This is a genomic window from Thermococcus sp. EP1 (assembly GCF_001317345.1).
Lineage (GTDB): Archaea > Methanobacteriota_B > Thermococci > Thermococcales > Thermococcaceae > Thermococcus_A.
On record NZ_JXCG01000003.1, the window covers coordinates 36,741 to 48,920 of the forward strand.

The window sequence follows — 12,180 nt, forward strand, 5'->3', positions numbered from 1 at the left end:
GAACTTTTCCTAAAGGTTTAAATAATATGGATGTCAATAACTTCCAAAGGATAGTTGTAATTTGAAGGGCAATAACTATTCTTAGAATCAATGGTTATCTAATCTATCGGTATTAGGGAGATGATTATATGGAAAAGTCAGAAATTTCTGTTGAAAAAGAAATTTTGAAGATTCTTAAGGAAAAAGGGGAGTTGACAGTTGCTTTCATTACTCGTTTTTTAAACGAAAGTGGTATTGAGTGTACTCGCCAAAAAGTTGAAAAAACACTCGAAAAGATGTCAAGAGCAGGAATTGTAGAGTTCTTCTATAGAAATGGGAACCATAGAAGGCACTATCGGTTGGTGGTGCAATGAGAGAAGTACGTGGAGGGGTTCAAATGAGGAGTGAGGCAAATACAATGAGCCCTTCCTCAATGATATTGGGTAATGATAGAAGGATGCTCCTGATTAAATATCTTCAAGAATGCGATGGAAAGGCCGATTTGAGGGATATAGTGGACTTCATAGCCGAAGAAGAAGGACAAACTGATAGAAGACATAGGAAAAGTGTTTATGTTAGCTTGATCCAAACACATATCCCAAAAATGGAACGAGCAGGAATAATAAAGTTTGACCATCACACTGTCACATTATTAGAGATTCCTGAAAATGTTGATGTATACATGGAGATGGTAGGAAAACACGATATAAGTTGGAGTGCTTTTTATGCGGGGGTTTCTATAATATTTGCCATTACTGGTTTATGGCTCAATAATCTTCCTCTTGTCATAGTATCCGGGATCTACCTAGGCCTTTCAATAATTCAGCATTTTAAGACTTATAGAGTGCTTAGCTCAGGAAGTCGTGAAGAGTAATGAGAGATTACCTACAAATAATTCGAGGTAAGTCGGAATTAACTATATACAAGAGAGGGCAAGAAGAAGGTGAGTGCTTCACCGTTGGGGTGAGGCACCCTTCGAAAAATTGGAGGCGAAAGATTTGAAAAAAGTTTTAGCACTTGGAATGTTGGGCCTTTTAGTGGCCTTTGCAATGGCCCTTGGCACTACTGCAACCTTCAGAGATTACAGAGCTCAAAGAAGTGTCCACGTTAGTGTAGTTGCAGATGACGTTGAGCTTATTGATCTGCATCCGGGCCAACCATACGCTTACATAAATGACAGAGGAAAGCTCGTTATAGACTTCTCTGTCGACAATCCAAACTGGCCGGGGTATATAGACTCACCATACTACATCCCCAACTGGACAGGAGGTCTTGGGATAAGTCCGCAATCAAGGTACAACTTTGATCACGTGTTCTATGTAAGCAACCACCTTTGGGAACAAATGCCTATAGTGGTCCAGGTTATTTCATCTGACCCAGGTACATTCTCATTCTACGACCCCACATACAATATGTGGATAACCAATAGTTTCGGACAGCCTTACAACTCAGATACCGCAGCTGGAGACGTATGTTTCATTCTGTTCCCTGGAGAAGAACTCGGTATTGGAATGGAAATAGCAGGCGGACAACTCGGTGACTTCTATGGAAACATAACAATTAAGGCATGGCCATTAGGAGAAGAGCCAATTCAGTGTGGGGTGATACTATGAAGAAGATACTAGGAATTTTCATGTTGATTGCAGGAATTGTCATTGCAGTAACAGCAAGCAGTGCCACTTTTGCATACTTTGAAGCAGATAGAGAAGTTCACATAGAAATGGTTCCAGATGATGATGAACTTATTGACTTAGTACCCCTTCAGCCTTATGCATACATAAATGCTAATGGAATGCTTGTAATAGACTTGAGTATGCAGAATGCGAACTATTGGGAGCTGTTCTTACAAAACTTGACAATAGGTAAAGGTGTTAGCCCAGACTCAATTTACGTGTTTGAGCATGTTTTTGGCGTGAGCAACCACCTTTGGGAAAACGTCACTATTTGTATGCATATTGAGTACAGTGGAAGTGGAGCAATTAGCTTCTTTGAAGGAGAATACACAAACGAGACTGTTGGTGTAGATGAGCTTGAAGTTACTATTCTTCCAGGAGAAACTGTGGAGATCGGAATGATCATCGACAGCGAAGGCTTGGACGATGGCGATGCATTAAGCGGGACTTTAAGCTTTGATGCAGTACTCGGTGAATGTGAAGAGGAGTGATTAATCTTTCTATCTTTTGGGGCATTTGCTCCTTACATTTAAATTTATTAGGGGGAGAGAAAAGTGAGAAAGATAGTCAAGTTTGCTGTTCTACCAATTATATTAATCATAATGTTTTTTGCTTGGGGGGTTTTTGTGGTGAAGCCAATTCCTGTTGTTCTTGCTGTTGATAACAATGGTTCACCTTCAATCGAGACTCCCCTCCCACCATATGCTTATCTAAGTGAAGGATATTTAAAAATAGATATCAGCAATCAGAGTCCTCTTTATCCTGGTTTTGGAGAAGGTCTCTCGCTGAATTCAATTTACGTCTTCGATAGTGTTTTTGAGATATACAACAATGAAAGTGAGACAGGGTTTAGTGAAATATGTATTACTATAAACTCACCAACTTTAACAATTGGGCTCTTTGTAACTCCTTACAATAATACTTGGAGTCAAAGCATAGAATTTACTGTTTTGGCAAATCAAACTGTGCAGGTAGGAATGCGCTTTAATACCATAGGTCTATCCTTAGGGAATTACGACCAGAACATTACAATACAGGCTTTTGGAGGTCCTTGTGAATGAAGAAACTCATTGAGTATCTTCTAATTCTCACGATTTCCGTGATTGTCTTGGGGTCTATTTTGGGAGCTTTTCTGGATAGGCCCGTTTTTATTTCTTATGTTTATTCAGATAGCATGACTCCTACTTTGAATAGGGGGGATTTGTTTTTCATAAATCCTCTTTCAAGGAGTGCAGATATTGGTGATATAATAATCTTCAATCTAAGAGGTAGTTGGACTGTCCATAGAGTTGTAGGAATCGTTGAAGGTGGGTATATAACAAAAGGCGACAATAACGTTGCCACGGACCAACAAGGAAAGAAAACAAATCCAATTTCACCTAAAGAAATTGCTGGGAAGGTTATTATGATTGGAGGTTCTCCTCTTAAGCTTCCTCAAGTAGGCACTTATCTTCAACGTGGAGTTTCAGGAAGGACCAAAATTATACTTGCTGCATTGCTGGTAATTGTAGGGGCTCTTGCATTTACGGGTGAGAGCACGAAACACAGAAAAAAGAGGGCTAAGTTTATTAAAATTAAATTCAAGACACTATACATCCTTGCTTCGGTTTTACTACTTGTCATGCTCTCAATTTCAATGTTTGTTTCTTGGCAAGTTCTTCCAATAGAGTATGCAGTAACTTCTGCTGGTGGACAGAGAGAAGGGTGGTACTTACCAGGATCCACATTTGAGGAGGAAATCACGATTAAAAATGGGAACTTTTATTCCATGGTCTATTATCTTGAACCAGAAAGCCCAAGGATAGTGGAAATATCAGAAACTCACTTTGAATTAAACCCTCAAGAGGAGAAGACAATCAAAGTTTTAATAAACACTCCGCAAGAAACATCGTTATTTGTGGATAAGATCAAGGTTAATGCTTATATGCCAGTGTTGCCTCGATCTGTAATTGACTGGCTTTATGGCATAAGGCCTTTTGCCCCGCTTTTTGCAATTCTTGCAGAGACGACAATCTTCTTGGGGTTGCTTTATGCTATCTCAGGAATTGGAAATGAGGACATTCTCAAAATCAGAAATAGGAGATCGGGCTTATTAAGGCAAATCAAAATGGAGGTGTTTGGAAAATGAAAAAAATAATCCCAGTCATACTTATATTGCTACTATCTTCATTGATAGTCATTGGTTCGAGTGGGACTTTTGTCTACTTTAATACAGAGAGAGAGGTAAAAGTTGCAGTAGTTCCTCACGATGAGGAATATATAAGCTTCATGTGTTACGATGGATATGCAGCGACTGTGGTTGTTGATCAAAATAGTCAGGTTGAATTTGACGCACTAACAATTGGCAACTATCTAAATGAACTTGAAAGAGTATGGATCTGGCTTGATCCGGATTATTCGGACCTTCCCACAGGAGCAGAAATGTGGATCGAGAGTGAAAATGGTGTGGAAAAACCAATAGATTCTCAACAATACTACACGTTCTTGGGAAACATAACAGTAGATACCGCTGATCCGGGTACTTACATAGTACCTGTTACCATCTATGCCAGATGGGACGATGGGGACGCTGTTATAGAAGCATGCTCAATAAGAGTGATAATTTTAAGTGGTCCAACGATTAGAAAGGTTCTTTTAAGCGGAAACACTACAGGAATCCCACTAAAAACGTATCAGGAATGGGTATTCCAGATAATTGTAAACAATTCTGGAACTCCAAGGAACTTGACTATAAAGGATGTTATCCCAGGGGAGTTCAATGTAGATCTAAACAGAACAAGTGCAAGTAAAGGTACTTATGCGTTTACTAGACATGGAAAGTCAGATCACTTGGAATGGGACGTGGAGCTGGGTCCAGGAGAGAGTGCCCATATGAATATAACCATCTCTACAAGATGGGTAGAAACTGGACATGGTGGAAAATGGGAATTTACAACTTGTGGAACTTACCCCTTAAACGAGGGTGCAAAAATTGTAGGATACAATATTACAAGTAACAATATCACTGTTGTAGCTGATGTGGATTGTGAAGACGACGGAAACTGTGAACATGATTGTGGAGGATCTAGCAAAAAATGTTGTTGAAGTAGTGGAGGAAATTTAGATGGATATTAAAAGTATGATTAATGTAGAAAACTTAAAAAAATTGGTAACTAGGAGAGAGGTTCTAGCCGTATCACTAGTGCTCTTCTTATTTTTTGCATTTTACTCAGTGAAACTTTTGGGGGTTAGTTCAACAGTAACTACCCAGAGTGTGCTTGGAAAATACACTCAGGAGGGCGAGTTGATTCATGTGGCTATTTTGAAAAATAACACCTTGTATGGAGAAAGCCTCAGAAGAGCGGAATATCCAATTCCGCTGGTTGAAAGATTTGTTTTAACTTACAGCTATCGATTTACTCCCATGACGGAAATAAAGGGCACATATCGGACTTGGGGAATAGTGAAATACAGTGTGAAGAGAGGTAGTGAAGAAATAGTTCTTTGGGAGGACACACTGTTTGAAGACTCCGGAGAACTAGAAGATGGTAAATTCATTGTCGAATACAATTTGAACTTAACTAAACTTGATAGGAGAACGGCCGAAATAATGGATCAGCTTGGGTTAAAAAGATTGAATAGGAAAATAGTATTCACAACAAGTGTTCATGTTGAAGGTAAAGCCTTTGGAAAGGAGATAAATGAAAACTTTGAACATATATCTACGTTAGTTAAAGATACTGGGATTGGTTTGTACTATTTCACAAATGAAAAAGAAAGTGTTCAAAAATCAATAATAGAGAGACAGACCCAAAGAACAAGAATTAGTAAATATGGCGTAACTATGTATGCTGATACTGCGAAGAAGGTCATGCCATTGTTGGCTCTTTTGTTCTTGACTCCATTGATAGGAGGCGTTTATACTATTAAAAGCCAAAGACCAAAGAATGAATTTAAGGATCTAGCTCCCTACATTACAGAAGGGGCCCCTGTTGAAGTAGAGAAGAGAGTTATCTTAGCTACAAAAGATGATCTGAAGAAGACTTTCGATCTTTTAGACAAACCAATTCTCCATTACACAGAAGGTGGAGAGGACATTTATGTCATAATCGACGGTGGCATAGCATACGAATACAGACATAAGAAGAGCAACTGACTTTTCTTTTCTTATTTTACTTACAATAAAAATTAAAAATCAAAAGAGTGCTACACTAATGCCTAAGAGTACCATAAAAGCAAACATTACTATTATTTCTACTACTATTGTCATGAGCCAAGCTATCGCTGCTTTTCCCCAATCTGTGTTGAACACTGTTTTTATGACCCAAACATACACTAGTATTCCTAGTATCCACCCTATGATGGGTATCCATCCTATAAGCAGGGCCAAAATTCCTCCGCCAACTACTGCTATCATAGATTTTCCAAGTGTTACATCCTCTATTCCAGCAAATTTGGCTCCAAGCATCAAGAAGAACCCTGCAATCACAAGAACGATCAATATTACTATCACTGCCATGAATCCCATTGCAGCAAAAAGTCCTGGAACAAAGGGAGCCCCCATAGGTACCCCCATCATTTCACATCACCTCAGAACAGATATTTGCAATACATACCTTATTAGCTTTTTCATTTTGGAGTAGAAAAAAATTTAAGGAATTAAAAAGAGGGCTTTTGGGGAGTAAGATGGAATCAGTTGAAAGGTTTATATGGGAATATTTTGTAAGACCAATGTATACAAGAGAAGGCTACAATCCATATAACACTCTTGTTTATGCCCTTGTTTTAGGATTTGCAATTATCTATACTTACAAATGGATAATAAGACCACTAAGGATAAGAGTGGATGAAAAACTCTTCTATGCTGTTACCCCGATGGTGATATTTGGTTCTACTGTTAGGGCCCTTGTAGATGGGGGAATTCTAAAACCACATCCTCTTATTTTGACTCCCGGAATATTTTTCACAGCATTTATTTTAATTGTGCCTGCGATTTTTGCTGATTCGAAACTAAAGACATATCCGAAAATAACAATAGGATGGGGTTCTTTGCTGGCCCTTTATGTTAACTATCTTCTTATAATCAATGCTAAAAGTTGGAGGCCGTATGAGCTAACGGTATTCTATACAATAGTGTTTTTACTGCCAATTTTGGGGTATTACAGATTCAAACCCTTTGAAAAGATATATCTTTTCCCAGTGTTTGCCCACATCTTTGATATAGGCTCTACAATTGTTGCAATCCACTATTATGGTTATAGAGAAGTACACTGGCTGGAGAATATCTTGGTTCAAAAGTTTGGGGCTTTTGTCTATTATCCGTGGATAGTGTTCATTCTTGTAGTGGTTTATTATGGTCTGAGATATCTTGTCCCAGATGAAGAGGAGAGGAAGTTCTGGTATCTGGCTGTTTATGTCCTAGGACTTGGGCCAGCAATTAGAGATCCGGCCCAAATGATCCTTCAGATCGTGAGTTAATCTTTTCTTAGTTTTCTTCCTTCTTCAAGCTCTCTTCTCAAGAGAGTTGCCTCAAATTCTGCCTTCTTTGCCCTGAATACCTTTGCTATTCTCTCAATGGCTTCGAGCTTCCTTATTATGCCGTCGAGCCAGGTAAAGACATCTCCAGGGTAGAGTATCAGAGAATATTGCTTTCTGAAGTATTCTGCTATTTGAGTGGGATGCATCCCCTGTCGGCGGAGTTCTATCACAAGGGAAGAAAATCTTTCCATGGCATACTCTGTACACTCCTCTGCTTCACACATGAAGAAGTCTTGATATATTAGGAATAATTTATCCTGAACGTTGGGACTAACCTCTGGTAAAACTTTTTCAAGTTCTTCCAGTATGGAAGCAAAACTGGGTGAAAAGATGTTGCTACTCAGTCTTCCTCTTACAGCACTTTCGAGTTCTCTTTGGAAGCTTCCGCTTAAATAGACGTTTTCAAAAGGCAAGAGTTTGACTGCAATTTCTTTCGGAGGCTTTTTAAAGAGATTTTTTCTGATAAACTGGGCTTCTTTTGGAAGGAGGAAGCTCATGCTAACGGCTCTTCCATAAGGAGTTACCTGAACAAGCTTACCTTTCAATCTAACAAATTCAAACTCCTCAAGTTTCTCTAAGACTTTTTCAGCATTTTGGTTTGCTCCCAAGCAAAGAGTTTGCACTTTTTCTATGTCATCTAAATAGGAGAATACGCATGAATGGGCTAAAACCTGATCTTGTTCAAGTTCGTCACTCCATTCAACATAGACAGGCTCAATTGGAGCCGTTAAAAGTTTAAAAGCTACCTCATCTTCACTACTCTCCATTTGAGCGGAGTACTTCCTTCCAGGTTCGACTATAAGGTAAACCTTGCCTTTTTCATGGTACAAAGGTCTTCCTGCCCTTCCGAGCATCTGGTGGAATTCTCTAACAGAAAGCCATTTGTTGCCCATTGCGAGACTTTCAAAGATAACCTGTGATGCTGGAAAGTCAACTCCTGCCCCTAATGCTGCTGTAGTTACTACAACATCAAGCATTTGTCCTTGGAACTCCATTTCAGTTAGTTTTCTTTGGTGATATGGCAAACCACTGTGGTAGGGTTTGGCCTTAAGTCCTTTACTAGTTAAGAATGCCGCTAGCTCGTGGCATCTTTTTCTTGAATAAGTAAAAACTATGCTCTGTCCTTTAAATCCCTGAGGGGATTTTCTCATACTTTCTGCCTTGCATAACTGGGCTACGTATCTCCATTTTTCGCTCTCGTTTCTTGTTATGATGACGTGTCTCTCTAATGCCACAGGTCTTGCATCATAAAGCACTAATTTCAGCCCTAGTTCATTTGCGAGCTCATTTGCATTTCCAACAGTAGCACTAAGGCCGATAAATTGGGCATTTGGATATAGTTTCCTAAGCCTTGCAACAAGACCGTCAAGCCTTACTCCTCGTTCTTCATCATCAAGCATGTGGATTTCATCTATTACAATCGTTCCAACATTTCCAATTTTCCTTCCTGCCCTAAGAAGGTAATCAACTCCTTCATAAGTTCCAACAATTATGTCTGCATCTATGCCTGTGTCTACCACTACAAGTTCATCCTTTGTTTTTATTCTGCTCATTCCAACCCTTATGGCTACTTTGAGCCCGAGTTTAGAATATCTTCTTTTAAAATCTTCATATTTCTGGTTGGCTAGGGCTACAAGTGGAACAAGAAAAAGAAGCTTTTTCCCGGTCATTGCCTTTGGAACACCAGCGAGTTCTCCTATTAGAGTTTTTCCACTTGCAGTTGCGGAGACCACTAATAAACTTTCACCATCAAGAAGACCATGTTGCAAAGCTAGTGCTTGGACTGGAAGGAGTTGATAAACCCCTTCTTTCTTTAATATTTGTTTAAATTCGGCTGGAATTGGGAGTTCATCTATAGAGACTTCTCGCACTTTAATCCTTTTTGGTTTTAATTCATCCCACTTTGTAACTTCTGGGTTTTTTGTTGGATCAAACCGAGGGTCAAAAACAACGAGTACCTTATCAAGGTCTTTAAATCTTTCAAGAAGTTTCTTAGCTTGGTCAAACATCCCAATGCTTCTAAATCTATATCTAAGCTCGTTTTTTAATTCTTCTTCAGCACACTGTTGACAAATATATTCCTTGTGGTATTTTACTCTGTTTCCCTCCGTGAGTGTAGTAATTTTCCCGTTCAAAAGACAGAGTCTACAAAGGTCGGCTTTTTCTACTCTCTTATTCTGAAGTCTTACTTTGAAATATTCGTTCCATTTGTCCCAGGCCTCTGAAGTGAGGACTATTCTCGCACTTTTTAGCATTTTTTCAATTTCTTTGGGGTTCTGATACTTACTTCCTTCTAGAACCTTAAAAAGTCGTCTATCTCTCATTATAAGTCTAAAAATACGTTCTGCCTTCAGATTTTGGATTTTGGAAAGTTTTTCAGGTTCATTTTCTATATAGTAGGCTTCAAGCTCGCTCTCTTTTCTACCTTTCTTGACCACGAAAAGCATACTTAATCACCGGTTGTTTTTTCTCTGATTCTCCTTGGAGAGGGATATGCCTCCATCCTTGAGGACTTCTAGTACAATTGTGACTCGCCAACGGCGTAGATTTTTGCGTAGGTATCTTCTAGAAAGGAGGTTCAAAAATTCTTTTAGCTCGTCCATATTCTTAAAATTGGCTCGTATTAGGATTTGAAACTCTCCAGTTTTTTTGTAAATTCCTAAAACATTATCTAACTTTCCAATTTCATGAAGAACTAAGTCTGTTCTAGGGTCTTCCACTAAAAGCTCCAGTTCTATTAGAGCCTGCAGGTATTCATCAAGAAACGTAGGTTCAACAAGAGTGGAATATCCCTTTATAGCTCCAAGTCTTTCAAGCTTACTTACTCTATTCTTTACACTAGCTACAGATAGCCCTAGCTTTTTGCTTAACTCGGTAAGCGTGGCTCTGCCATTCTTTCTAAGTTCTATCAGAATCTTTTTGTCTATCTCATCAATACCTGCCATGGTGATCGAAAAATATTAAGAAAAGGGAGCTATTAACTTTTCGCTATTCTATTGTGTGAACTTGGGGCAGTGTTGAGATTTTAATTGGGGCACCAAATGCTCTGTCACCTGCATCTCCAAGACCGGGGAGGATATAGCCCTTACTGTTAAGTTCCCTGTCTATTTTTGTTACAAATATTTCGGCCTCTGGAAATTCTTCTTTTATTCTCTTTATTCCTTCAGGTGCAGCAAGAACACCGAGGACTATGAGGCGTTTTGGAGTGCCATACTTTTTGACTTCTTCAATAACTTTTACCAGCGTTGAACCAGTAGCTATCATGGGATCGGCTATTATTACAGTATCTTCCGGGGTTATCTGGGGTATCTTAATGTAATTCATTTCTATCTCGAACTTAGGGGCTTTTCCTCTTGAGGCCGAAACAATTCCAATACGGGCATGCTCAAATACCTTTACAAGTCCTTCCATAAGAGGAACTGCGGCCCTTAACACAGTGACGATCACAACATTCCTTCTATCTCTAACGATTATCCCTTCAGTCTCCTCTAAAGGAGTTTCTATTTTTATTTTCTCGATGTCCATTGTTTTTATTATCTCGTATCCCATAAATCTTCCAAGTTTTACAAGGCCTTTTCTAAAGGCTATTGAATCAGTTTCTTTATTCCTTAGCTCTGTTAAAATCTCCATCAAATATGGAGAGTCGTCAAATGAGTAAACTTTTTCCCATCTTTCATCCTTTATCATTTTTCTTCACCTCAATATCTGATCAAGTAGTATGGCAGTTAGAGCTCCAATAGCCATTCCCGATTCTAAAATACTACTAACAATTTGAGGGAAATGTTCAAGGAACTCAGGAGGTAGTTGAGGAGCCCCCAACCCGACTATTAGGGCACTTGCAATTATGAGCATGTTTCTATCATTTAACTCAACTTTATCCTTTATTAATCTAAGCCCTGTGACGCTTATCATACCGTAAAGTGCTATTGTAAGACCTCCAAGTACAGGATGAGGCATTGAAGCCAAAATTCCAGAGAATTTGGGAATCATAGCTAGGAGTATTAGTACTACCCCACCTACTTGGACCACTTGTCTGCTTGCAATTTTTGTTAGAGCTACGAGTCCAATATTTTCGGAATAACTTGTAGTCCCACAGGCTCCAAGAATTCCAGCTATTGAACATGCCAATCCTTCACTCATGATTCCTCTGTTAATGTTTTTGTTTGTTATTGGGGCTTCTGCTATTGCTGAAATTGCATGATAATCTCCTACACTTTCTATGATGCTCACCATGAAAGCAAAGAGAAGGGTTATTATTGCAGTTGCATTAAATACCGGAGTTCCCCAGGGAAGAGGTTTTGGAATATTTATAAGTGGGAGTTCCCTTACAAGTGTGAAATCAGTCATTCCCAAAATTATACTCGCTGTATAACCCACAAATGCCCCTGCGATTACAGGCATTGCTCTCAATGACCCTTTTCCTTTAAGTGCTATATGCATAGTGGTTGCAAAGGTTATTAGTGCTATAAAGAATGCTTTTGGAATGCTTGTTCCATTTGGATCAGCAAAGAAGTTAAATGTGTACTTTACGGCTACATGAGCAAGCGAAAATCCTATCAGCATTATTGTGACCCCAGTGACAACAGGGGAAAAGAGCTTTTTGAGTTTTCCAATGATCCCAAAGGCACCTATTGCAGCTTCCATTAATCCACCAATTATCAAAGCTCCTTCTACGGCAGGTAATCCTAAGTTATTTCCTATACTTATGAGTCCTGGTATGAAGGCAAAACTGGATCCTTGAACTATTGGATATCTGGATCCTATAGTTGTCTGTAAAAGAGTTGCTATTCCCATGGCTAGTAGGACTACTTGAATTAAGAGGGCAATGTCTCTTCCATTAAGTCCGATTGCTGTTCCAACAACAAGAGGCACTGTAACAGTTGCTCCAAACATCGCAAGAACATGTTGAAATCCTAAAAGAACAGCTTTCTTCGATTCCACTTTTTCTTCGATTCCGATTTTAATTCCATTTGCCATTAAAGCCCGCTCAACGTATGTTATATATGGCTTA

The 12,180-nt window shown here is 39.1% G+C and carries 14 protein-coding genes; 9 read left to right on the forward strand and 5 right to left on the reverse strand.

Annotation, left to right across the window (positions count from 1 at the left end):
* Positions 1–128: 128 nt before the first annotated feature.
* The 8 genes from EP1X_RS02935 (at position 129) to EP1X_RS02970 (ending at position 5,787) form a co-directional block, all read left to right on the forward strand.
* A complete protein-coding gene (locus EP1X_RS02935) occupies positions 129–353 on the forward strand; it encodes a hypothetical protein (protein ID WP_055281568.1) in 225 nt (74 codons plus the stop codon).
* Positions 350–853: a hypothetical protein gene (locus tag EP1X_RS02940; RefSeq protein WP_082391452.1), complete on the forward strand. Its 504-nt coding sequence runs from the start codon at positions 350–352 to the stop codon at positions 851–853. The genes EP1X_RS02935 and EP1X_RS02940 overlap by 4 nt, the downstream gene beginning before the upstream one ends.
* Positions 854–977: 124 nt before the next feature.
* Positions 978–1,592 carry a DUF1102 domain-containing protein gene (locus EP1X_RS02945; protein ID WP_055282074.1) on the forward strand — a complete coding sequence of 205 codons (615 nt, stop codon included), beginning with the start codon at positions 978–980 and terminating at the stop codon, positions 1,590–1,592.
* On the forward strand, positions 1,589–2,143 hold the full coding sequence (locus EP1X_RS02950) for a DUF1102 domain-containing protein (RefSeq protein ID WP_055281571.1): 555 nt from the start codon (positions 1,589–1,591) through the stop codon (positions 2,141–2,143). Before EP1X_RS02945 ends, EP1X_RS02950 begins: the two co-directional genes overlap by 4 nt.
* 63 nt (positions 2,144–2,206) lie before the next feature.
* Positions 2,207–2,713, forward strand: a complete 507-nt coding sequence (locus tag EP1X_RS02955; protein WP_055281573.1) for a DUF1102 domain-containing protein — start codon at positions 2,207–2,209, stop codon at positions 2,711–2,713.
* On the forward strand, positions 2,710–3,780 hold the full coding sequence (locus EP1X_RS02960) for a signal peptidase I (RefSeq protein ID WP_055281575.1): 1,071 nt from the start codon (positions 2,710–2,712) through the stop codon (positions 3,778–3,780). Before EP1X_RS02955 ends, EP1X_RS02960 begins: the two co-directional genes overlap by 4 nt.
* Positions 3,777–4,736 carry a hypothetical protein gene (locus tag EP1X_RS02965; RefSeq protein WP_055281577.1) on the forward strand — a complete coding sequence of 320 codons (960 nt, stop codon included), beginning with the start codon at positions 3,777–3,779 and terminating at the stop codon, positions 4,734–4,736. The genes EP1X_RS02960 and EP1X_RS02965 overlap by 4 nt, the downstream gene beginning before the upstream one ends.
* 19 nt (positions 4,737–4,755) lie before the next feature.
* Positions 4,756–5,787 carry a DUF5305 family protein gene (locus tag EP1X_RS02970; RefSeq protein ID WP_055281579.1) on the forward strand — a complete coding sequence of 344 codons (1,032 nt, stop codon included), beginning with the start codon at positions 4,756–4,758 and terminating at the stop codon, positions 5,785–5,787.
* 39 nt (positions 5,788–5,826) lie between these two features.
* On the opposite strand, the gene EP1X_RS02975 is transcribed toward EP1X_RS02970, so the two are convergent.
* Entirely contained in the window at positions 5,827–6,210 is a 384-nt protein-coding gene (locus EP1X_RS02975) for a hypothetical protein (protein ID WP_253276535.1), read from the reverse strand.
* A 107-nt stretch (positions 6,211–6,317) separates the two neighbouring features.
* Here EP1X_RS02975 and EP1X_RS02980 point away from each other — a divergent pair, with 107 nt between their 5' ends.
* Complete coding sequence (locus EP1X_RS02980; protein WP_055281581.1) at positions 6,318–7,109, forward strand: DUF63 family protein; 792 nt, start codon at positions 6,318–6,320, stop codon at positions 7,107–7,109.
* On the opposite strand, the gene EP1X_RS02985 is transcribed toward EP1X_RS02980, so the two are convergent.
* The 4 genes from EP1X_RS02985 to EP1X_RS03000 are packed head-to-tail and all read right to left on the reverse strand — an operon-like array spanning position 7,106 to position 12,146.
* Entirely contained in the window at positions 7,106–9,616 is a 2,511-nt protein-coding gene (locus EP1X_RS02985) for a DUF5814 domain-containing protein (RefSeq protein WP_055281582.1), read from the reverse strand. The two genes, EP1X_RS02980 and EP1X_RS02985, sit on opposite strands and share 4 nt — an antisense overlap.
* A gap of 6 nt (positions 9,617–9,622) precedes the next feature.
* On the reverse strand, positions 9,623–10,114 hold the full coding sequence (locus tag EP1X_RS02990) for an Lrp/AsnC family transcriptional regulator (RefSeq protein WP_055281584.1): 492 nt from the start codon (positions 10,112–10,114) through the stop codon (positions 9,623–9,625).
* Positions 10,115–10,157: 43 nt separating this feature from the next.
* On the reverse strand, positions 10,158–10,856 hold the full coding sequence (gene upp, locus EP1X_RS02995) for a uracil phosphoribosyltransferase (RefSeq protein WP_055281586.1): 699 nt from the start codon (positions 10,854–10,856) through the stop codon (positions 10,158–10,160).
* A 6-nt stretch (positions 10,857–10,862) separates the two neighbouring features.
* Positions 10,863–12,146 carry a uracil-xanthine permease family protein gene (locus EP1X_RS03000; protein ID WP_055281589.1) on the reverse strand — a complete coding sequence of 428 codons (1,284 nt, stop codon included), beginning with the start codon at positions 12,144–12,146 and terminating at the stop codon, positions 10,863–10,865.
* Positions 12,147–12,180 lie beyond the last annotated feature (34 nt).

What these genes read in the sequence shown, in the direction of transcription:
- EP1X_RS02990 (WP_055281584.1), bottom strand. Translation starts at nt 10,114, where the DNA reads ATGGCAGGTATTGATGAGATAGACAAAAAGATTCTGATAGAACTTAGA.
- EP1X_RS02970 (WP_055281579.1), top strand. Translation starts at nt 4,756, where the DNA reads ATGGATATTAAAAGTATGATTAATGTAGAAAACTTAAAAAAATTGGTA.
- EP1X_RS02965 (WP_055281577.1), top strand. Translation starts at nt 3,777, where the DNA reads ATGAAAAAAATAATCCCAGTCATACTTATATTGCTACTATCTTCATTG.
- EP1X_RS02950 (WP_055281571.1), top strand. Translation starts at nt 1,589, where the DNA reads ATGAAGAAGATACTAGGAATTTTCATGTTGATTGCAGGAATTGTCATT.
- EP1X_RS02980 (WP_055281581.1), top strand. Translation starts at nt 6,318, where the DNA reads ATGGAATCAGTTGAAAGGTTTATATGGGAATATTTTGTAAGACCAATG.
- EP1X_RS02960 (WP_055281575.1), top strand. Translation starts at nt 2,710, where the DNA reads ATGAAGAAACTCATTGAGTATCTTCTAATTCTCACGATTTCCGTGATT.
- upp (WP_055281586.1), bottom strand. Translation starts at nt 10,856, where the DNA reads ATGATAAAGGATGAAAGATGGGAAAAAGTTTACTCATTTGACGACTCT.
- EP1X_RS02985 (WP_055281582.1), bottom strand. Translation starts at nt 9,616, where the DNA reads ATGCTTTTCGTGGTCAAGAAAGGTAGAAAAGAGAGCGAGCTTGAAGCC.
- EP1X_RS02975 (WP_253276535.1), bottom strand. Translation starts at nt 6,210, where the DNA reads ATGATGGGGGTACCTATGGGGGCTCCCTTTGTTCCAGGACTTTTTGCT.
- EP1X_RS03000 (WP_055281589.1), bottom strand. Translation starts at nt 12,146, where the DNA reads ATGGCAAATGGAATTAAAATCGGAATCGAAGAAAAAGTGGAATCGAAG.
- EP1X_RS02935 (WP_055281568.1), top strand. Translation starts at nt 129, where the DNA reads ATGGAAAAGTCAGAAATTTCTGTTGAAAAAGAAATTTTGAAGATTCTT.
- EP1X_RS02940 (WP_082391452.1), top strand. Translation starts at nt 350, where the DNA reads ATGAGAGAAGTACGTGGAGGGGTTCAAATGAGGAGTGAGGCAAATACA.